Raw genomic sequence first — 21384 nt, forward strand, 5'->3', positions numbered from 1 at the left:
GAATCTTCATTCAGTAGGAGTTTTCTTCCATCTCCTACTGAATGTTAGTACCACAAGGGTATGACCTAAAGGCCCTTGAACGAATCGGGCATTTAGGTGCCGTTTTCTCCCACTTAGACCTTTTGTATCAACTCAAGGCTCTTGAAGTGGGAGTCTTACGGCACCTTACATGCGGGATAAAACTTCATTTTGTGGAGTGCATTTTATCCACTTCTTTAGTTGAACCAATTTAGCGTTTAAGTGCCGTCAGCTAACACTAGACTTCTTGATCATACTAGTGTTATCGATTGGATTGTACGGCACCTTCATGCGAGATAAAGTGAAACACTTTGATCCTCTCTAAGAACAAATTGGTCCTCTCTGAAATAATATTTTTCTGTCTCTTATCGAGTTTTTCCATTCAAAATTAAACTCACACACTTATATATATTCATTTAGTGTTAATGCGGAATAAAGGCAAATTTCTTTTTTCCTTCCAGTTGTACAGGATAGTTTCCATTCATACAGGCTGTACAAATTCCTTGATGAATTGTTTTATCTTTTAAAATCGCTTTTTCCATTCCTGCTTCGGATAAATAAGCTAAACTATCTGCTCCAATCATGTCACTTATTTCTTGGATGGAATAATTGGCTGCGATCAATTCCTCTCGTGTTGACATATCAATTCCATAATAGCAAGGATGTTGAATCGCTGGGGATGCTATTCGAACATGCACTTCCTTCGCTCCTGCCGCTTTTAGCATTTGCACAATTCGTTTGCTTGTTGTTCCTCGGACAATGGAATCATCAATCATAACCACACGCTTTCCTTCAATAATGCTTTTTACCGGCGAAAGCTTCATTTTCACCCCTTGCTCCCTTAACTCTTGGGAAGGCTGAATAAATGTTCTTCCTACATAACGATTTTTAATAATCCCCATCTCATAAGGTAGATCGCTTTCCTCTGCATAACCAATTGCTGCCGAAGTGCTTGAATCTGGGACACCCACTACAATGTCTGCATTTGCCGGGGCCTCTTTTGCTAATTCTTTTCCCATTCGTTTACGGGAAGCATGGACATTAACAAGATTTACATCACTATCCGGACGAGATAAATATACATATTCCATCGCACACATTTTCCGTTGCTCACGAATAGCAAACCGTGTAGAAGTTAATCCAGCTTCACTAATGGTAATTAATTCCCCGGGCAATACTTCTCGTTCAAACACTGCACCAATTTGTCCAAAGGCACATGTTTCTGATGCAAATACATATGCCCTTCCGAGTCTGCCAATTGATAATGGGCGAATGCCTCGAGGATCAAGGGCAATGTACATTCGATCCTCTGTTAAGATCAAATAGGCATAAGCTCCAACAATTTGATTAAGTGCTTGAGCAATCGTTGTTTCCGTTACGCTATTTCCTCCCCGTTTAATAAGGTGAGCGAGTACTTCTGTATCTGATGTTGTTTGTAAAATGCTCCCCTCTTGTTCGAGCTTCCCCCGTAATTTATAAGCATTCATCAGGTTGCCATTATGGGCGAGCGCCATGCTCCCTGTTTGCGAACGAAATAATAGCGGCTGTACATTTTCAAGTGTTTTAGCGCCTTGTGTAGAGTAACGTACATGACCAATCGCTACGTTTCCTTTTAACGCTTGAAAATTAGCATCCTTAAAAACATCGTTGACTAGCCCTAAACCTTTATGATCTTTTAATTGCTTTCCATCGCTTACAACAACTCCGGCGCCTTCCTGACCACGGTGTTGCATCGAGTGTAGCCCATAATACGTCAATTCAGCTGCTTTTTCATGTCCCCAAATGCCAAATACACCACATTCTTCGTTTATGCCTTTGTCTTCAGCAAACATGGAATGGCTCCTTTCCATATTGACTTTAATGGGGATACCTCCTCAGATACAATCTGTTTGCCATTTACCGTAATCAATAACACTTCATCACTTGTTACCTTACCTATTTCAATAGCATCATCGACGAGTTGCTCAAAGCGTTTTTTGTTTGCTTCGTTTACTGTCACAATAAACCTGGACTGTGTTTCACTAAATAAGGCGGCAGTTGGTTCTCCACTTAGTTCTACAGTTGCTCCTAACTGTTTATTTGCAAATAAGCACTCAGCTACAGCAACTGCCAGACCACCTTCTGATACGTCATGTGCTGATGTAACTACACCTTGTTTAATTGCATGCAATAACTGGTCTTGTCTTGTTTTTTCGACATGGAGATCAATAGTTGGTGCAGCTCCTTCATATTTTCCGAGAAGGAGATACTGTAGTTCGCTTCCACCAAATGAACTATCCGTTTTGCCAATGATATAAATCGTATCTCCAGCTGCCTGGAAATAGTTCGGTGTGATGTGGCTGGTCGACTCATGAAGACCTACCATACCGACGATTGGTGTAGGGAAAATTGCTTTTCCTCCGGATTGGTTGTAAAGCGAGACATTACCGCTAATCACTGGTGTAGAAAGCGCTTCACATGCTTTTGTCATCCCTTCAACGCTTTTTTCCATCTGCCAAAAGACTTCCGGGTTATTCGGATTTCCAAAGTTTAAACCATCTGTTAACCCAAGTGGTTTTGCACCAGAGCAAATAATATTTCTAGCTGCCTCTGCTACAGCAATTTTTCCGCCAGTCTCCGGATCTAAATAAATATAGCGGGAATTACAATCCGTCGTCATTGCCAATGCTTTATCCGTTCCTTTAATACGAATCACAGCTGCATCTGAACCAGGACCTACTACTGTATTCGTTTGCACCATAAAGTCATACTGATGATAAACCCATTCCTTGGAAGCAATCGTTGGTTGTTGTAATAGCTGCTTGATAACATCTGCGTGATCGTCAACCATCAATGGCTTATTTCCCATTTGCTGAAATTCCCTAAAATAGGAAGGCTCTTTAGCCGGTAAATCGTAGACTGGTGCCTCCTCAGCAAGTGCGTCCACAGGAATATCAGCTACCTGCTTATTAAGATGAAAAATGCGAAATATCTTTTCTTCAATAACTCTGCCAATCGCCATTGCCTCTAGTCCGTATTTTTGAAATACTTCGATAATTTCTTGTTCACGACCCTTTTTAACAACAAGCAGCATCCGCTCCTGTGATTCTGAAAGCATCATTTCATATGCTGACATATGCTGCTCCCGTTGCGGAACATGGTCTAAATTCAACTCCACCCCAGTTCCTGCTTTACTTGCCATTTCACTGGCTGAAGAGGTTAGCCCAGCTGCTCCCATATCTTGCATACCTACTACAGCATCTGACTTTATCACTTCTAAACACGCTTCAATTAATAACTTTTCTATAAATGGATCGCCGACTTGAACTGCTGGACGATCCTTTAGCACATCATCTGCTAGATCATCAGAAGCAAATGTTGCCCCGTGAATTCCATCACGACCAGTTGCAGCCCCTGCATAAATGACTGTATTACCGATTCCTGCTGCAATTCCTTTCTGAATATCCTCATGATGGATTAATCCCACGCACATTGCATTAACAAGTGGATTATCTTCATAGCTATCATCAAACTGCACTTCTCCACCTACTGTAGGAACACCTACACAATTGCCATAGCCTGCAATACCGTCTACGACACCCGTGAACAAATATTTCACCCGATCATTGGAAAGCTTTCCGAACCTCAATGAATTTAATAATGCGATTGGGCGTGCACCCATGGAAAAAACATCACGAATAATACCGCCCACTCCAGTCGCTGCTCCCTGATACGGTTCTACAGCAGATGGGTGGTTATGGCTTTCTATTTTAAAAACAACTGCCTGCTCATCACCAATATCAATAATTCCGGCACCTTCACCCGGCCCTTGCAATACATGAGGTGCTTTTGTTGGAAACCTTTTCAGTAACGGCTTGGATGATTTATAACTACAATGTTCAGACCACATCACAGAAAATATACCTGTTTCCGTAAAATTTGGTTGTCGCTGTAAAATTGTTTTTATCACTTTGTACTCTTCATCACTTAATCCCATTTCCCGATAAAGCGCTTCTTTCTCTATTTGTTCTGGACTAACTTCATGCGTTTGTAACATATGATTCCCTCCAATTATGAACCAATGACTTCAATAAACGTAATCCGTCCTTACTGCCTATTATCTGTTCTACAGCTCGCTCCGGATGTGGCATCATCCCAAGTACATTACCTTGTTGATTCACAATTCCCGCTATATTTGCTACAGATCCATTTGGATTATCTTGATACGTAAACACAATCTGCTTATTTTCCTGTAATGATTGCAATATTGTCTCATCACAATAATAATTTCCTTCCCCATGTGCAATTGGCAGCTGAATAATTTCCCCCTCACGAAATCCATCTGTAAAAATAGTTTGATTATTTTTCACAACAACGTTCTGTTCTCGACAAATAAATGAAAGCTGCTGATTACGGAGTAATGCTCCCGGAAGCAGTCCTGCTTCTGTCAATATTTGAAAGCCATTACAGACACCCAATACCGGCTTTCCTTTGGCTGCATGCTGTTTAATTTGCTTCATTACTTGAGAGGTTGCTGCTACAGCTCCAGTTCGTAAATAATCTCCATAAGAAAAGCCACCAGGAAGTAAAATAGCATCATAGCTTTCTAGATTGCTATTTTCATACCAAATAAGCTCTGCTTCTTCCCCTAAGACTTCTTTCACCGCATAGTACATATCATAATCACAATTAGAACCAGGAAATGTAATGACAGCAAATCTCACGATTGAACAGCCTCCTCCACTACGATTTGATAATTTTCAATCACAGGATTTGCCAGCAGTTTCTTGCACATTTCTGTAACACGAGCCTCCAATTCAGGTCCATCCTGCACATGTAATTCGATGACTTTTCCAACACGAGCTTCTTCCACTTCAGCATAGCCTAAAGAATGTAATGAATCTTCAATCGCCTTCCCTTGTGGATCAAGTACACCTGGTTTTAATGTAATATGCACCATTACTCTTTTCATTTTTGCTCCTCCAGTCGGTTTAAAATCTCCTCATAAACTTCAATTAAATCGCCTGTTCCTTGGCGAAAAACATCTTTATCCAGCTTTTCCATCGTTTCCACATCCCAAAGTCGGCATGTATCAGGTGATATTTCATCAGCTAAGACAATCCACCCATCTGCCAAGCGACCGAATTCAACTTTAAAGTCTACTAGTTTTATCCCAATTCTCTGAAAAATTTCGCTTAGTGTCTCGTTTATTTCGAGAGCTTTTTCCTTGATTTCCTTTAATTCATTTAGCGAAATATTCGTTAATAATATCGCATGCTCATCATTAATCAATGGATCTTTGAGATCGTCATTCTTATAAAACAACTCTACAATCGGTGGGTTAAACGGTGTTCTTTCTTTCATACCCAGCCGCTTCGTAATGCTGCCAGCAGCAACATTACGAACAACAACTTCTAATGGGATAATTTCAGTTTGATAGACAAGCTGTTCTGTCTTATTTAATTGTTTAATAAAATGTGACTTGATCCCTTTTTCCCGGAGCTTGGTAAAAATCAGGGAAGAAATTTCGTTATTTAGACGACCTTTGCCGGGAAAAACTGATTTTTTTTCGCCGTTAAAGGCAGTTGCATCATTTTTATAGGATAAAATGATTTCCCTTGTTCTGTCGTTTACCTGATACACTTTTTTTGCCTTACCTTCATACAATAACGTGCGTTCCACGGATCTTCACCTCACTCTAATCCAATTCTTTGAAAAATTACATCGACATTTTTCAAGTGATACGTGTAATCAAAACAATCGGCGATTTCTTGCTTAGATAAGTGAGCAGTAATTTTTTCATCCGCTTCCACTAATTGTTTAAAGTGGATGCCTGTTTCCCATGCTTCCATTGCTTTTGGCTGAACCATATCATAAGCTGTCTCACGAGTCATCCCTTTATCAATTAATGCCAGTAAGACGCGTTGAGAAAAGATAACGCCATGTGTTTTATCAATATTACGCTTCATGTTTTCCGGAAACACGGTTAAATTTTTTACAATATTACTAAAGCGATGTAACATATAATTAATGGCTATCGTTGCATCAGGCAAAATAATTCGCTCTGCGGAAGAATGTGAAATATCACGTTCATGCCATAAAGCAACATTTTCATAAGCTGTCGTAACATAACCGCGCAATACCCTTGCCATACCAGTCATATTTTCTGAACCGATCGGATTCCGTTTATGCGGCATTGCTGAAGATCCCTTTTGTCCTTTTGCAAAATACTCCTCGACTTCACGCGTTTCGGTTTTTTGTAAACCACGAATCTCAGTTGCAAATTTTTCAATTGAAGTCGCAATTAAAGCCAATGTTGCTATATAGGCTGCATGACGATCTCTTTGCAATGTCTGTGTGGATACTGGTGCCGGAGAGAGTCCAAGTTTTTCACATACATATTGCTCTACATATGGATCAATATTAGCATACGTACCTACCGCACCGGATAATTTACCATATTCGATTTGATCGGCAGCAGCTTCAAAGCGTTGTAAGTTCCGCTTCATTTCTTCATACCATAGTGCCAGCTTTAAGCCGAATGTTGTTGGCTCAGCATGGACACCATGCGTTCTCCCCATCATCACGGTATGTTTATGCTCGATTGCCTTGTTTTTTAAAATCTCGATAAAACGTTGCAGATCCTTACGAATAATTGTATTCGCTTGTTTGATTAAATAAGAAAGAGCCGTATCCACTACGTCCGTTGACGTTAAACCGTAATGTACCCATTTCTTCTCATCACCCAATGTTTCTGATACTGCACGCGTAAAAGCAACTACATCATGTCTCGTTTCTTGTTCGATTTCATAAATTCGTTTCATATCAAATGAAGCATTGGCTCTAAGCTTTTTCATATCTTCTTTTGGAATGATTCCCAACTCACTCCACGCTTCGCAAGCTAGAAGCTCAACTTCAAGCCAGGCTTTATATTTATTTTCCTCTTGCCAAATGACACCCATTTCTTCTCTCGTATAGCGTTCAATCATTATTCGGCCTCCCAGAATGTTTGAATTTGTTTTTGTACCTGTTCTATTGAAGAACTAGTGAATGTAATATGTCCCATTTTCCGTTTTGTTGTCGCTTCGGCTTTTCCATATAAGTGAATAAAGCCTGTCGAAGTCTTTGGAATAGCCCGAAGCACTCTTGGCAAATCTTCACCTAAAATGTTTATCATGACAGCGGGTTGAAGCAGGAGCACCTCCATCAATGGTATCCCACAAATAGCACGGATATGCTGTGCAAATTGTGAAATCGTACAAGCCTCAATCGTATAATGTCCAGAATTATGTGGGCGTGGGGCCATTTCATTTATGTATATCCTGTCATCTTGAACGAATAATTCTACAGCAAATGTTCCAACAATGTCCATATAATGAGCTAGTTTCTCTACTGCTTCAAGTGCATGCTTTTCTATGGTTTTGCTAATTGCTGCAGGTACGGTTGTTTGGAATAAAATATGACCCTTATGCTCATTTTCCGCAATTGGGAAAAATGTGATCTTCCCCCCCTGCGAACGGGTAAAAATAACGGAAATTTCTTTATCAAATGAAATCCATTCTTCTACAATACAATGTTTGTGTTTGTCGGCAAATTCGATCGCAGCCGTTATATCACTATTTGTTTCTATCTTTAACTGACCTTTGCCATCGTATCCGCCTCGACACGTTTTTATTACAGCAGGCAATGAAAAGTCAGCTAATGCTTTCTTACATTCTGATCCATTCGTTACAATGGCAAACATTGGAACCGGTAAGTCAAGATTTTTCAATATCGTTTTTTCTTTTTCCCGATTTTGCGTAATTTCTAATGGATAAGCACCTTGGGGTAGTTTACCTTGCTTTTCGATATACGCTGCAGCTCGTAAATCTACATTTTCAAACTCATAGGTGATCACATCAGCTTGTTCCGTTAATTGTTTAATCGCATCCATATCATCATAATCTGCAATAATTTGAGAGTCAGCCACTTGACTTGTTGGACAATCTTCTGTCGGATCAAGAACACGAACACGATATCCCATATATTTAGCCGCAAGTGCCATCATGCGACCTAATTGTCCGCCACCAATAATGCCAATTGTTTTTCCAGGTAAAATAGTGTTATTTTTTTGCAAGCTCTTCCCTCATTTCTGTTACCTTAGCTTTCATTTGCTTACGATAATTTTCTAGCCGCTCTGCAACTTTTTCTTCAAATGTACCAATTATTTGTCCAGCTAAAATCCCAGCATTTTTCGCTCCTGCATTTCCGATAGCAACTGTAGCCGTGGGAACTCCACCAGGCATCTGCACAATCGATAACAGTGAATCCAGTCCTTGTAATGATTTACTTTCAACAGGCACGCCAATTACTGGTATCGTTGTTTGGGAAGCAACCATCCCCGGTAAGTGTGCTGCCCCGCCAGCCCCTGCTATAATAACTTTTATTCCCCGCTTTCTAGCTGTTTTTGCATAATCAAACATATCATCCGGTGTACGATGAGCGGAGATAATTTCTTTTTCATAAGGTAGCTGTAATTCATCCAGTACATCACAAGCATGCTTCATCGTTTTCCAATCAGAAATACTGCCCATGATAACTCCAATCATTTCTATAACCACCTTAACTTTTTAATATATTTGAGAGATTATATCATGCCTCTTGCACTATGAAGAGGATATTTAGAAAAACTTGGCTTGTCTCCACGTCTTTAGCAAAAGCTGTAGTTTTTCTTATACTATATAAAGCCTAAAGTTTTATACTTTCCTATGGTATAAAAAAGTCCGTAAAAGCTAGCAAATCAATTTTGTCTGTTAGAAGTAAAAACAAAAAACAGATCTATCTTACCCCCCTCATATAAAATGAGAGAAGAGAATAGACCTGTTTTGGGTATAGTCCAACAGATCGCAATGCAAACGATTCTACTTCCCTCATAGTCCGGTCATTTACGGTGCCGGGTAGAGACTTCTGAGCCATATTCTCAGGTATATATGAGGAACCGATTTGTAGTTGTCGATTTTAGAATAACAATATAATTCATTTCTGTCAACAGGAATAACGAACATTATTTAATTTACTCTAAATAACGTTCGGTTTTTACTTATGTTTAACCAAATTTATAATCTATTATAGCAAATTTTCGAATGTAATGGCGCTCTTTTTAAATTAATTTATGAATCGTTATGTTTTTCAGTTCCATTCATCGTTGCCTGTTGTTTTTTGGTCTGTTCTTCTGCTTGTTTCTTTGGATTCATTAAACGTCCTTTACGTACTTGCTTGACCCAAAATCCACCATGGATATGCTTTGGTTCATAGGCAATTATAAAAGCCTTTGGATCAATTTGTTTAATTGTTTCATAGAGACGAAGTTCATATTTTCGAGGAGTTAAAATTTGCATCGACAGACGGTCACCTTCCATGCCATATGCATACCAACTTGTCACACCATAGCCCTTATCACGTAATTTTCTAGTAAAGGCGATATCTGGATTCGTTGAAATAACATTGACAGTTATATATCCCAAGGCTAATTTTTCTTCAATGATGGAGCCACAAATAACACCGATTCCGAAACCGATCGCATAAGCGATTAAATTTTGAATTTCGTTTAGATTATCCAATACAAGCCCAAGACCTAGTACATAAATAACGATTTCAAACATACTGACCATTGCAGCAATATAACGTCGGCCCTTCAGAGTCAAAATCATCCGAACTGTAGATAATGATACATAAACAATATTAATTACTAATATAATGGCAACCATTACGAATGCATTACTTAACAAACGAAACCCTCCTTATCTCTATTGTTTAAGAATACCTCATTTTTTAATCATATGAAATATTTTTTTAATCATTCTTTTGCATATCCAAAAATTACATAAAAACGGGAAGCATGCTCCTTTGACAGATAATTACCTCATCAGTGTTTTAGCTTAAATTTTGTCAGATGAATTTACTTCTGTCTAAACATATCGCTTGTTTTTATCTTCAAAAACAATTGAATATCTCCTCCTTATTATCTGTATATACATAAGTTACTTTCACATTTAGGTGTCCTTACCTGCCACTGAGACTTCTTCGTATTTTTACAACTTTTGAAGGAGATTCTTACGGCACACGTTAGATGTAGAATAAAGTGAAATCACATACCCAATAGACAAATTTTTCCACTGCTATTTGTATTGTCCGTCCGTTAACTTCATGGCACATTCAAGCGATCTGGGCATAAGCTATAGAAGAAAATGGACTCTTCTATTTTAGTTAAAATGAGGTGATAATATGAATCCATTTCAACAAATGGGCGATTGGAAAAAGAACCTGGATTATTTTTTCGGCGATAGCTTTTGGAATGAATTTGAAGGTCTCATTAAACCTACGATTCCACAAATTAATCTTTATCAAACCGATCACGAACTATTCTGTATTGTTAATATTCCAGGGTTAGAGGATCTCGATAAGCTCGATATTTATGTTGACTATTCCACCTTAGAATTAAAAGGAACCATTAATATGGACAACTCACATGGTGTTGTCGTAAAAGAAGAAATACTGCATGGTGTATTTGAACGAAAGATTCCTCTCCCATTCCCAGTCCGTGCGGATAAAATAAACGCCACCTATAAAAATGGGCTCGTCTATATTCAACTGCACCGGCTTATTTCGGAATCAAATCGAAAAAATAGAATTAATGTCCGTGTCTTGGAGGAAAAATAAAGTGAAACTTCATTCAGTAGGAGTTTTCTTCCATCTCCTACTGAATGTTAGTACCACAGGGTATGACCTAAAGGCCCTTAAACGAATTGGGTATTTAGGTGCCGTTTTCTCCCACTTAGACCCCTTTGTACCAACTCAGGCTCTTGAAGTGGCAGTCTTACGGCACCTTACATACAGGATAGAAATAGATAACAAAAACTTGGAACGTTCGGTTTACTAGCGCCTTGTATGTTTCAACTAAACGGCGATTCCATATATCCACTACGCGAAATGGAATCATTTTCCCAGGTAAAATCAAAAAGCCGCGCTTGATAGTAGCGCGGCTTTTTGATCATGGTGTTATAAAATTATTGTCTTTTATTATATATTTGGTCCAAATAATCGTTTTTTTGTTTGTAAAGGAATTCCACGCAGCCGTTTCGTTAACAAATGCTTCCATGTTTTCCCAAGTACTGGACATTGCAATAAATCATCTGCTAATCGTAAATCCTCTTTAAGGATATGCATGATTTCATTACATGCTGCGATTGACCATTGCGAATATGGACGATCAAGTAGTTTTATATCTTGGTCTGCTCGAATCTCTCCCTCCTCAATTACTCGAAAATGCCATCCTGTTCGCCCTGATCGTTGCATACGAAGCGCAAAGTCTTCAACCTGAAACCTCTGAGCCAGCTTCCATGTTGGCAAATATGGCTGGGTTACTTGAATAACAGCATCACCAACTCGGTATGTATCACCTATAAAAACAGAATACTCATCCATCTCTAATACGGATAAATTTTCCCCTACATATCCTGATGGGATGGAAGCAAATTGCATTTCTTCTACCCAAGAGTAATAATGTTTAAATGGATAAGCAAACAAGGCTTGATCCAATTTTGGTTGTTCTTTTTCATCTCCAATTAAACCATTTGCTGCTAACCAAATGCTCTCCTCTACTTCCTCAGTGACCCATTCCTTCTTTTCACTAGCTGACTCCGTATTTCCTTTTACTTTATGTAGAAAAAGTTTATAAATATATGGCTCCTCCATTACTATCACCTGCCTATAAAAATATGATATAGTATCTTTATTCTATTAAAAAGAAGTGCTGAAAATATAGATTTATTATAAAGGGATGTTCAAAAAGGTCTACAAAAATGATTTAACGTTTATTGTACATTAGAATAGATAGATTTTAATGCTGAAGTTAAGACGAAACGAGCAGAAGTTTACCCGTAGTAATCTTTCTCAATTTACCAGTTTGAAAAGAATTTGAGCGAAGGATAACTACACCTAACACCCGATTCATTTAAGACAACAGGACAAGAAAAACTTCGGCAGCGACACATCCCACGCAGAAAAAGCGCTTTTCTTTTTCAAGGACAAGAAAAACATCGATAGCGACGCATCGCACGTAGAAGTATTTTTTTTAAAAAAAAGAAAGAATAGACACTGACACATTGCATTTTTCAAGATTGTTTAAAATAATAGCCTTTTTTTACTTCTTTTTGCAGCATACCCTTTATAAGGAGGATATACGATGACGAAACAACTAGCAACTTTTGCAGGCGGCTGCTTTTGGTGTATGGTAAAACCGTTTGACCAATGGGACGGGGTTAAACGTGTTATTTCCGGCTACACAGGTGGAAGTTTAAAAAACCCTACCTATGAAACTGTAAAAACAGGAACAACCGGACATTATGAAGCGGTAGAAATAACCTATGATCCTGAAATTATTACATATCAAACCATTTTAGATGTTTTCTGGAAACAAATTGATCCAACAGACGATGGCGGACAATTCCATGATCGAGGATCTTCCTATCGAACAGCCATTTTCTATCATAATGAACATCAAAAGGAATTGGCAGAAGTCTCTAAGCAAACACTGGAACAGAGCGGAAAATTCACCAAACCAATAGTAACGAAAATCTTACCTGCCACAACCTTTTATCCTGCAGAAGACGATCATCAGAATTATTATCGAAAGCATGAAGCTGCATATAAAGCAGATCGTGCCAAATCGGGAAGAGATGAATTTATTGAAAACGTATGGAAACATCGTTAACCTCAACATAGTTATGGCAGACAAAGTATTTCCTATGACATCGCTAGAATCATGCAGAAAATTTGACTAGCTTTCACCTTTAAACTAGAATGTTGTACGCGTTCATTTAAAAACCCGCTACGAATGAAATAAAAAGTTTGAAATTTCATTAATGGATTAGGGATAGTAAACCAGCATAATTATTACTTCTAGCTTATCCGAAAACTTATTCATAGCAGCATTTACAGATTGCTGCTATTGGGCCAATGAAGCTTTTAAGACTCTGCTCTTTCTAATTACAATTGAGCCTTTACAAGGGAAAGTTACTATCATGAATACCATTCTTATCTTTTTTTCTATGCAAGTATATCCACTATAGAAACGATTCATCTTATTGCTAGACTACATATTTATTTTTAGGTAATAGAAAGATAAAGCTTAACAAGCTATGACTTTGCGAGAAAATAAAGCAAGATGCAAAACTTCAAATTGTTACTTACGGGGAATCTCTTTTCCGTATCGAGATATGTTTATACTAACGGACTCACTTCTTAAACAGCTTCTATATGAATTATTAATAATATCCCTGGTTTTTGTCCCGTAAGTTGTCCTTTCTAACCGAGCATCTAGTTTTTTAGCATACTATTAAGTCAGGAGAGAGAATTTTGTCTAAACAGCAATCGTTAATACCTTTAAAAATGCTATTATTTGCCTTTCATGCTACAAATACGATTATCCTTAGTTATTTACCTTTATACTTAAAGTATAAGGGACTTAATGGAACGGAAATTGGTTATGTACTTGCAGTCGGTCCACTTGCTTCTATTATAGCACAGCCGTTTTGGGGGTATATGAGTGATAAATATAAGACCGTAAAACGAGTTATCCAAGTTTGTCTGATTGGACTACTTCTATTAAGTATCCTATTTTTCCAAATGAATACGCTACTGCCAATTCTGATTGTCGGTGCTGTGTTCTATTTTTTTGTAACACCAATCGGTGCTTTAGGCGATAGTTTAGCACAGCGGCGAGCGCATGATTTAGGTGTTTCATTTGGTACCATTCGACTATGGGGATCAATCGGTTTTGCAACATCATCACTTGTAATCGGTGAAGTGCTCACAAGAGCGGGAATTCAATATATGATTATTCCATATTTAGTGTTTGGATTTCTTGCCTTCATTGTTAGCTTTAAGCTAACAGATGTCGAGGTCGCATCTGATCCTATCCAACTAAAAGATGTGAATGCAATTATTAAAAGCAAACCGTTTGTTATCTTTTTATTTTTTATTATGTTTCTAAGTGTTACACACCGAGCAAATGATAGCTTTATTGGTCTCTACGTCGAACAATTAGGCGGAAGTGAAGGGCTGGTCGGAGTTGCCTGGTTTGTTGGAGTCGTTACAGAAGCCATTGTATTTGCAACCGCTGGGTATTGGTTTAGAAAATATCATCCACTCGTATTTGTCATTGTTGCTGGAATTCTATATAGTATTCGCTGGTTTATCTATGGTTCAGCAACTAGTCCATGGCACATTATTAGCATGCAATTTTTACATGGCTTAACATTCGGTACATTCTATCTAGCTTCTTTCAACTATATTTCTCGACTGATACCTAAGCTTTTACAATCAACCGGACATCTTGTCTTTTTTGCCACTTTTTTCGGAGTCTCAGGGATCATTGGCTCATTATTAGGAGGTGCATTGATTGATTCGTATGGAGGCGGAACATTATATTTTGTTATGGGAGGCATCGCTCTTGTTGGAACCATATTAATTACCATTTATCACCTATTACCATATGGTAAAGAAACATATGTACATGCCAAAGATAAATAATTTGCTCAAGCATTATGTCAAATTGAACGTTTTCAACAATAGACTCCCGCATCAATTGGTGCGGGAGCATTTGATTTTACAATACTTTTTCTAGAAAATCACAATTAGGAATTACCTGACCTCTGATTTTATTAGCAAATAGGTAAGTACCGGCTAACTTTTTTTCAAACCAATATCGAATTTCAAGCAAAAGATATTGTTAAATCCGCAATAACAGATCATCTTCTCTGGAAATGGCGGGTTTACAACATGTTGCTTGATTTAGAAACACTTGATTCAAAGAGTGTTTCCTCACACAAGACGTGCAGACTTGGAAAATGGTACTACAGTGACCTGCCTGTTCACTTGACATCCAATTCCATATTTCAGCAGTTGGAAGAGCCTCATCAAAAAGTGCATCAATTATGCGAAATTAGCAATTGAAAGTTATGAACAAGGGGATCGAGCTACAGCACAGCATTATTTTGAACAGCTCCGAGCAGCATCTAGTCAAGTGATTTCCTTATTAGCACAGTTGGAAAAGCAAATTTAACAAGCTTTTAATCTTAAAAGAGGTTAGTGATTTTATGTATTCGTTTATAATAAAAGCGCAGACGCTTGCTTAGCAACCGACAAACTTTGCAAAATTTTAACTGTTAACTTATCAAAAAGGTTATATTAACCAGCGCTCATCACCTAAGCTAGAAAACAAAGCTACTTTAAAAAAAAGACATGCATCATGTAAAAAAGATATCGTTTTCTATAATCCAATAGTTAAAAAGGTGGATGCTCTTTGTTGAAGCAACCACCTTTAGCTTTATCTTAAAAAGATAAAATATAAAATAAAGATAATAAACAATAAATACATAACAGGATGGATTTCTTTAGCACGGCCCTTTAAAAGCATCGTTATCGGATAGAATACAAAACCAATAGCAATTCCAGTCGCAATACTGTATGTTAGAGGCATTGCAATTATAATTAGAAATGCCGGTACAGCTATTTCAAATTGTTCCCATTCAATATTCTTTAACGAAGAAGCCATTAATACCCCAACAATAATTAATGCAGGCGCTGTAACTTCGGTCGTTACAACACTTAATAACGGCGAGAAGAATAAAGAAAGCAAGAAAAACATCGCAGTAACAACAGCGGTAAAGCCAGAACGTCCCCCTGCTCCAACTCCAGCTGTAGATTCAACGTAAGAAGTTGTCGTTGATGTACCAACTACTGCACCAACTACAGTAGCAGCTGAATCTGCAAACAGTGCTTTACCTGCACGTGGCAGCTTATTATTTTTCATTAATCCTGCTTGGTTAGCTACAGCAACCAATGTACCTGCTGTATCAAAAAAGTCTACGAATAAGAATGTTAAAATCACCACAAGCATTTGTAATGTAAAGATATCGCCAAAATTCACAAATGCCTGTCCAAATGTTGGGGCAAGACTTGGCACACTGCTAACAACTCCGTCAATACCTGTTGGCGGTGCAATTAAACCCGTTACCATACCAGCTATAGCAGTTATAATCATGCCATAAAAGATGCCTCCACGAATACCAATGGTCATTAAAATAATCGAAATAACCAGCCCAAAAACCGATAGTAGAACAGTTGGAGATGTTAGATCACCTAATGACAGCAACGTAGCTTCATTGGCGATTATAATTCCGGAATTTTGAAATCCGATAAATGCAATAAAGAACCCAATTCCTGCACCAACTGCCATCTTTAAATTTGCTGGAATAGCATTAATAATCTTTTCCCTTAAGCCTGTTAATGTAAGTAAAACAAAAATAAGTCCAGAAGCGAGAACTCCACTTAATGCTGTTTGCCATGGGATGCCATAACCTAAAACAACGGTATAAGCGAAAAATGCATTTAGACCCATACCAGGTGCTAATGCAATTGGGTATTTAGCGATAACCCCCATAAATAATGAACCAACTGCTGCAGCAATAGCAGTAGCGGCAAAAACCGCTCCCTGATCCATACGAGTAATGCCCTCTGGCAACTCTTCAATTCCCACTAATGCTAATGTAGCTGGATTAACAAATAAAATATAGGCCATTGCTAAAAAGGTCGTTAATCCCGCCATAAATTCAGTACGGTAATTCGTACCTAGTTCATCAAAGCGAAAGTACTTCTTCATCATGCTTCCCCTTTCTAAATCTAGCTGTTAAAATAAGCCCACTTAGAAAAGCTTGGCTTGCCGCCAAGTCTTTATGGCGAAAGTTTTTCTTATACTATAAACCATAAAGTTTTATACTTTCCTATAGTGCAAAAAAGCTCTTGAGAATAATTCCCCAAGAGCTTCTTTATATCTAGTCAAAAAACGAATGTGATTATTATCACTAAAAACAATAATCCTAAAAATATCATTCATCTTTTGCGTAGTCAGACTATTTACGGCAGTCTGGTAGAAACTCTGGGCCCTATTCCCAAATTATACGCATTTATTTTACAAACACAGGATTATCATACGTGTTTTTTTGTCAAAAGTCAACGTAATACGAACATTAAATTTAAAAACACCTTTATTGTTCGTTTATTTCCGCCAAACACGAATGTTGTATCATTTTTAAAATGGTTAATAGCAAAAAATATCTATGATGTGTTGAAAGTTCTTTTCCATAGCATCTTGTGCCACACGTGATATTTCAGAAAATAAAACTGCCTTATTATTCTTGATAAAGTCCTTAGTGGCATCTGCACCAGCTTTAGCGCCGTACGTATAATAATTAATTTTTCTTATGCCGTTTTTAATCGATCGTTTATATTCTTCCGGGCTTAGGCCTGAGCCCCCATGCATGACCAATGGTAATTTTGTTAATTCAGCAATCTCCTTTATTAATTCATAATCTAATTTTGGTTGCCTTTTATAAAATCCATGAACTGTACCAAAAGAAGCTGCCAATGCGTCTATATTTGTCTCTTTTACAAATTGATGAGCTAATTGTGGGTCCGTATAATAACTTTCTTCGTTATCATCTGGTGAATCTTCCCCCAGCTCATTTCCTGCCATCATACCTAGTTCGCCTTCCACGCTTGCACCAAATTTATGAGCTAGTTCTACCGCCTTTTTCGTGTTTTTAACATTCTCCTCATATGTTAGTCTCGATCCATCATACATGATGGATGTAAATCCAAGCTTTAAACCTTTCTCCAGATACTCTATGGATTCACCATGATCAACATGTGCACATACCGGTATACTTGCGTTTTTGGCCAAGGCAACCATAGCTGGTCCGATCATTTCTATTTGGTTAATATATTCATGGCTTTGTGCATGCTGAATAATTATCGGAGCATTATTTTTTTCGGCTACCCTTATGGCAGCAACTAGACTTTCAAATGTGGGTGTATTTATTGCTGCAACTCCACAATCTCTTTTTTCTGCGATCTCCAAAATTTCTTTTAACGTAACTAGCATTAAGCCCGCTCTCCTTTGATTGAAGTTTCAAGGTTTGTTTCATTATTCCCCAAGAACTTGCACTTTGCATTGTCTATTTCTTTCTCGATTTTGATCCCAATCAACAAAATAAATGTAACCTACTTTTCCAATTTGTAGTTCTGAATCCTCAATAATAAACGTTTCACTAGAGCCAATCAGTGTACCTTTTATATGAGCCTCTGTATTTAATAACGACCGTTTATCCGGGACTAAATCTGTGCCCTCAGTGCTCATTTCTTCTTTTGGCAGTTCTATTCCGAATTTTGTATGCTCAGGTCCCGGATGATAATACTGTCCTTCCGAAAGGCATCTAGGCACCACTTTCTCTAAAACATTATTTAAATCAACTTGAAGATATTCATCACCCGCATAGTTCCTATCATGTGAATATTCCTCAAAGAATACAGAACAAGTTGTATGTGGTGAAGAAACGACACACAAGCCGTTTTTCACTTTACTTTTCTTAACAATTTCCCTAATTTGATCTGTAATCTCATGGTATGAAACTCTATTTCCTACTGAAGTTATGATTAACGTATCGTTATAAACAATCATTTATGTTCCTCCTTTATAAAGTGAAACTTCATTCAGTAGGATTTTTCTTCCATCTCCTACTGAATGTTAGTACCACAAGGGTATGACCTAAGGCCCTTAAACGAATCGGGGCATTTAGGTGCCGTTATCTCCCACTTAGACCCTTTTGTACCAACTCAGGCTCTTGAAGTGGGAGTCTTACGGCACCTTACATACGCGATAAACTACTTACCATTTCTTCTAATTTTGCTTCCCAATCAGGAGCCTTAATAATTCCACTTGTTCCACCAGTACCATCCGCACCTTCTCGAATAACTTGTCTGACATCTTCTCCGGTACTTACACCTGCTGCCTGAAGAACCAGGATATCTGAATTCACATGTTTGATTGCAGATGTTGTTTCTTCTCGATAAGACGATTCACTCGTAGTACCGGTTCCAATTAAACTGGTTGGTTCACAAATAATCATATTAGGCTCTAACTCTGCAACTGCCTTACATTGTTGTACCGTGTCAGCACAAACAATTGTAATAAGTCCCAATTCATCAGCTCTTCGTATTGTTTTATCTAGGTTGGATAAAGTTAACGGATTTTCTGCATGATTTAAAACTACAGCCTTCACGCCGATATTTTTTAAAGCATCCGGAAGGACATGACCCATACCTCTCCCTGGCGTTAAATGATCCATATGTTGAGCGGTAACGATTAAATGTGCATTCTCTATTATCTTCGGTAGATCCACTAATTGACCTGTAAATAGTATGTCAATATCATATTTCTCTGCCAATCCGTTTGAAATCTTAGCTAATTTTAATAAATCATCTCCGTAAAGATATGATTTAGGATTTACAATAAAAACCGGTTTTTTAAAATTGTAGTTAATCATATTGAAAATTCCTTTCTAATCAAATATTCGATTTTAGCCAAGATATTAATTTGTTAACTTTTCTTTAAGTTGAATAAAAACGTCCTCTTTGCCGACCCCGGTTAATAAAGGGACTCCATTAATCACCTTGCTTTTAAGATGATCAGGCACAATGGTTGTACTAATGACTACATCATAATTGTCAATATTATTTATCTCATCTGAAATTTTGCTTTGGAATAACTTCACTGTATTTTCCAAATTATTTTCCTTAAGCCAATCTTTTATTTTGCCTGTAACGACAGTTGATGTTGCAACTCCCGTTCCACACATAATTAATAATTTTTTCATTTACATTCCTCCCATAAATTTAACTTATAAATTCCGGCTAACAACATGTATGCTTGAAGAATGAAGCAATACCATATGAGCTAAATTACATGGTGCTATGTTGGCTTATATAGCTTCACTATAGCAGGGTTAAAAGAGTTTGGTTATTTAATGGGCTCAATTACCATATTTCCCTTTCCATGTCAGCATTGAATTTTGACGCAGAACCTTAATTTTCAATTCTTACTTTGAATGTAAAAGCTTTAAGGTTGATGATGTTTACCAATGTTTTTGTTTTACCCAAGACTTAAGACTCTATTTTTTTACTGCCTTTGATCTTACTTTGGTAAATCAAGGCAAATAAGACAACAACGAAAATGAATCCGATCCCTAGCCAAGTTATTCCCAAACCACCAAATAAAATGGTCGTCCATGCACCGCCATCACTTAATACACTTATGGAGGGATTTCCTCCTAAATCAAAGTGGGATGCTATTGCGGAATCGGTGATGAGCGGAGCTGCCCAAGATGCCACATACAGTGTTGTAACAATATATAATGCTCCCCCTATCACAGTACGAAGTATGTCCCCCCTAAAGACTGCCGCCATTAAACAAATCATAAAAGGAATCGTGGCTAAATCGCCTAAAGGCAGTACCGTATTTCCAGGTAAAATAACTGCTAACAGTAATGCAATCGGTACCAATAATAATGAAGCAGATAAAACCGATGATTGTCCAACAGCCAATGCACTATCCATTCCTATATATAACTCTTTACCGGGGAACCGTCTTTGCACCCAACTACTTGCGGCTTCAGAAATGGGGGTAAGCCCTTCCATTAATAAGGCAACCATCCGAGGCATAAGCAACATGACAGCACCGGTTACAACACCCAAATTTAAAGTGCCACTAACATCATAACCAGCTAATAACCCAATAATTATTCCAATAAAAAAACCTAAAACCGTTGTATCACCAAAAACACCAAATCTTTTTTGAACTAATTCAGGGCTGATATTTATTTTATTTAAACCGGGAATTCGGTCAAAAGCCCAGTTCAATGGTAATGCCAAAAGAAAACCCGGCGTTGACGAACCGTGCGGAAATGACATATTAGGTAACTGATAATATTCTTGAACATAATTCGCACTCTTATCCGCCATAAAATAGAGAAGCATGGAATGCGTAATCATGGTGAAAATACCTAAAGCAAAGCTTGCTGTTGCTGCATATACAATTGATCCTGTAAAGGCAATATGCCAAAAGTTCCAAATATCAACATTCAACGTTTTGGTCAATCCAAATAAAAGTAATACCACATTTACTAAAATACCGACAATTATTGCCATACTTCCCAAAAGGGTACCATATGCAATCGCTGATGCTGCTGGCCAACCAACATCTATTGTTTGTAACGATAAATTGTAATTATCAACCATTGCTTTAGCGGCCGGACCTAAGTTATCAGTCAAAAGACCAATGACTAAATTCAATCCAATAAAGCCAATCCCAATGGTTAAAGCAGATTTAAAGGCCTTCCCTGGCTTTATCCTTAAAATCAAGCCAAATGCCAAGAAAATAATTGGAAGCATAACACTTGCTCCTAGATCAAGAAACCATTGAATTACCTGTTGAAAGACTTGCATCGAAAC

20 protein-coding genes and 2 riboswitches are annotated in these 21384 nt (G+C 37.8%); of the genes, 4 read left to right on the forward strand and 16 right to left on the reverse strand.

Translation table 11 applies throughout. The features are described 5' to 3' along the window. Window positions 1–440 precede the first annotated feature (440 nt). The 9 genes from purF to BN1066_RS04100 all read right to left on the reverse strand — a co-directional run bounded on the left by purF (window position 441) and on the right by BN1066_RS04100 (window position 9764). A complete protein-coding gene (purF, locus tag BN1066_RS04060; RefSeq protein ID WP_077318217.1) occupies window positions 441–1850 on the reverse strand; it encodes an amidophosphoribosyltransferase in 1410 nt (469 codons plus the stop codon). Continuing rightward, complete coding sequence (gene purL / locus BN1066_RS04065; protein ID WP_077318218.1) at window positions 1826–4054, reverse strand: phosphoribosylformylglycinamidine synthase subunit PurL; 2229 nt, start codon at window positions 4052–4054, stop codon at window positions 1826–1828. The genes purF and purL overlap by 25 nt, the downstream gene beginning before the upstream one ends. Continuing rightward, a complete protein-coding gene (purQ, locus tag BN1066_RS04070) occupies window positions 4038–4721 on the reverse strand; it encodes a phosphoribosylformylglycinamidine synthase subunit PurQ (protein WP_077318219.1) in 684 nt (227 codons plus the stop codon). Before purQ ends, purL begins: the two co-directional genes overlap by 17 nt. Continuing rightward, on the reverse strand, window positions 4718–4969 hold the full coding sequence (gene purS / locus BN1066_RS04075) for a phosphoribosylformylglycinamidine synthase subunit PurS (RefSeq protein ID WP_077318220.1): 252 nt from the start codon (window positions 4967–4969) through the stop codon (window positions 4718–4720). The genes purQ and purS overlap by 4 nt, the downstream gene beginning before the upstream one ends. Continuing rightward, complete coding sequence (gene purC / locus BN1066_RS04080) at window positions 4966–5679, reverse strand: phosphoribosylaminoimidazolesuccinocarboxamide synthase (RefSeq protein WP_077318221.1); 714 nt, start codon at window positions 5677–5679, stop codon at window positions 4966–4968. The genes purS and purC overlap by 4 nt, the downstream gene beginning before the upstream one ends. Window positions 5680–5690: 11 nt before the next feature. Continuing rightward, window positions 5691–6986: an adenylosuccinate lyase gene (purB, locus tag BN1066_RS04085; protein ID WP_077318222.1), complete on the reverse strand. Its 1296-nt coding sequence runs from the start codon at window positions 6984–6986 to the stop codon at window positions 5691–5693. After that, entirely contained in the window at window positions 6986–8113 is a 1128-nt protein-coding gene (gene purK, locus BN1066_RS04090) for a 5-(carboxyamino)imidazole ribonucleotide synthase (RefSeq protein ID WP_077318223.1), read from the reverse strand. Before purK ends, purB begins: the two co-directional genes overlap by 1 nt. Next, complete coding sequence (gene purE / locus BN1066_RS04095; protein ID WP_179104322.1) at window positions 8100–8591, reverse strand: 5-(carboxyamino)imidazole ribonucleotide mutase; 492 nt, start codon at window positions 8589–8591, stop codon at window positions 8100–8102. Before purE ends, purK begins: the two co-directional genes overlap by 14 nt. 298 nt (window positions 8592–8889) lie before the next feature. Beyond that, window positions 8890–8990: riboswitch (purine riboswitch) on the reverse strand. A gap of 156 nt (window positions 8991–9146) precedes the next feature. Beyond that, window positions 9147–9764 (reverse strand): DUF2179 domain-containing protein, encoded by a 618-nt coding sequence (locus BN1066_RS04100; RefSeq protein WP_077318225.1) that lies wholly within the window; start codon window positions 9762–9764, stop codon window positions 9147–9149. A 496-nt stretch (window positions 9765–10260) separates the two neighbouring features. Between BN1066_RS04100 and BN1066_RS04105 the strand changes: the two genes are divergently transcribed. Further along, entirely contained in the window at window positions 10261–10695 is a 435-nt protein-coding gene (locus tag BN1066_RS04105) for an Hsp20/alpha crystallin family protein (protein ID WP_077318226.1), read from the forward strand. A 360-nt stretch (window positions 10696–11055) separates the two neighbouring features. Here BN1066_RS04105 and BN1066_RS04115 read toward each other — a convergent pair whose 3' ends face one another. After that, complete coding sequence (locus BN1066_RS04115; protein ID WP_077318228.1) at window positions 11056–11730, reverse strand: MOSC domain-containing protein; 675 nt, start codon at window positions 11728–11730, stop codon at window positions 11056–11058. A 490-nt stretch (window positions 11731–12220) separates the two neighbouring features. Between BN1066_RS04115 and msrA the strand changes: the two genes are divergently transcribed. From msrA to BN1066_RS21165, 3 genes are all read left to right on the forward strand, one after another. Then, complete coding sequence (gene msrA / locus BN1066_RS04120) at window positions 12221–12748, forward strand: peptide-methionine (S)-S-oxide reductase MsrA (protein ID WP_077318229.1); 528 nt, start codon at window positions 12221–12223, stop codon at window positions 12746–12748. 644 nt (window positions 12749–13392) lie between these two features. Further along, a complete protein-coding gene (locus BN1066_RS04125; protein ID WP_077318230.1) occupies window positions 13393–14568 on the forward strand; it encodes an MFS transporter in 1176 nt (391 codons plus the stop codon). Between the two features lie 210 nt (window positions 14569–14778). Then, window positions 14779–14991, forward strand: a complete 213-nt coding sequence (locus tag BN1066_RS21165) for a CZB domain-containing protein (RefSeq protein ID WP_425445271.1) — start codon at window positions 14779–14781, stop codon at window positions 14989–14991. 373 nt (window positions 14992–15364) lie between these two features. On the opposite strand, the gene BN1066_RS04135 is transcribed toward BN1066_RS21165, so the two are convergent. From BN1066_RS04135 to BN1066_RS04160, 6 genes are all read right to left on the reverse strand, one after another. Then, complete coding sequence (locus BN1066_RS04135) at window positions 15365–16699, reverse strand: NCS2 family permease (protein ID WP_077318232.1); 1335 nt, start codon at window positions 16697–16699, stop codon at window positions 15365–15367. A 222-nt stretch (window positions 16700–16921) separates the two neighbouring features. Further along, window positions 16922–17021: riboswitch (purine riboswitch) on the reverse strand. Window positions 17022–17137: 116 nt separating this feature from the next. Next, on the reverse strand, window positions 17138–17980 hold the full coding sequence (locus tag BN1066_RS04140; protein ID WP_077318233.1) for a class II fructose-bisphosphate aldolase: 843 nt from the start codon (window positions 17978–17980) through the stop codon (window positions 17138–17140). Window positions 17981–18022: 42 nt separating this feature from the next. Further along, the gene (locus tag BN1066_RS04145; RefSeq protein WP_077318234.1) at window positions 18023–18556 is read right to left on the reverse strand and encodes a YjbQ family protein; all 534 of its coding nucleotides are present in this window, start codon (window positions 18554–18556) and stop codon (window positions 18023–18025) included. A 187-nt stretch (window positions 18557–18743) separates the two neighbouring features. Beyond that, on the reverse strand, window positions 18744–19421 hold the full coding sequence (locus BN1066_RS04150; protein WP_077318235.1) for a triose-phosphate isomerase: 678 nt from the start codon (window positions 19419–19421) through the stop codon (window positions 18744–18746). A 45-nt stretch (window positions 19422–19466) separates the two neighbouring features. Next, window positions 19467–19751 (reverse strand): PTS sugar transporter subunit IIB, encoded by a 285-nt coding sequence (locus tag BN1066_RS04155; RefSeq protein ID WP_077318236.1) that lies wholly within the window; start codon window positions 19749–19751, stop codon window positions 19467–19469. 286 nt (window positions 19752–20037) lie between these two features. After that, window positions 20038–21378, reverse strand: coding sequence for a PTS galactitol transporter subunit IIC (locus BN1066_RS04160; protein ID WP_077318237.1), 1341 nt, complete (start codon window positions 21376–21378; stop codon window positions 20038–20040). Between the last annotated feature and the right edge of the window lie 6 nt (window positions 21379–21384).

The sequence above is a fragment of the Virgibacillus proomii genome (assembly GCF_900162615.1).
GTDB classification, from domain to species: domain Bacteria; phylum Bacillota; class Bacilli; order Bacillales; family Amphibacillaceae; genus Virgibacillus; species Virgibacillus proomii.

Coding starts and splice junctions, on each gene's coding strand:
- purF (WP_077318217.1), bottom strand. CDS start 1,850: ATGTTTGCTGAAGACAAAGGCATAAACGAAGAATGTGGTGTATTTGGC.
- purL (WP_077318218.1), bottom strand. CDS start 4,054: ATGTTACAAACGCATGAAGTTAGTCCAGAACAAATAGAGAAAGAAGCG.
- purS (WP_077318220.1), bottom strand. CDS start 4,969: ATGAAAAGAGTAATGGTGCATATTACATTAAAACCAGGTGTACTTGAT.
- purB (WP_077318222.1), bottom strand. CDS start 6,986: ATGATTGAACGCTATACGAGAGAAGAAATGGGTGTCATTTGGCAAGAG.
- BN1066_RS04105 (WP_077318226.1), top strand. CDS start 10,261: ATGAATCCATTTCAACAAATGGGCGATTGGAAAAAGAACCTGGATTAT.
- BN1066_RS04115 (WP_077318228.1), bottom strand. CDS start 11,730: ATGGAGGAGCCATATATTTATAAACTTTTTCTACATAAAGTAAAAGGA.
- msrA (WP_077318229.1), top strand. CDS start 12,221: ATGACGAAACAACTAGCAACTTTTGCAGGCGGCTGCTTTTGGTGTATG.
- BN1066_RS04135 (WP_077318232.1), bottom strand. CDS start 16,699: ATGAAGAAGTACTTTCGCTTTGATGAACTAGGTACGAATTACCGTACT.
- BN1066_RS04140 (WP_077318233.1), bottom strand. CDS start 17,980: ATGCTAGTTACGTTAAAAGAAATTTTGGAGATCGCAGAAAAAAGAGAT.
- BN1066_RS04145 (WP_077318234.1), bottom strand. CDS start 18,556: ATGATTGTTTATAACGATACGTTAATCATAACTTCAGTAGGAAATAGA.
- BN1066_RS04150 (WP_077318235.1), bottom strand. CDS start 19,421: ATGATTAACTACAATTTTAAAAAACCGGTTTTTATTGTAAATCCTAAA.
- BN1066_RS04155 (WP_077318236.1), bottom strand. CDS start 19,751: ATGAAAAAATTATTAATTATGTGTGGAACGGGAGTTGCAACATCAACT.
- BN1066_RS04160 (WP_077318237.1), bottom strand. CDS start 21,378: ATGCAAGTCTTTCAACAGGTAATTCAATGGTTTCTTGATCTAGGAGCA.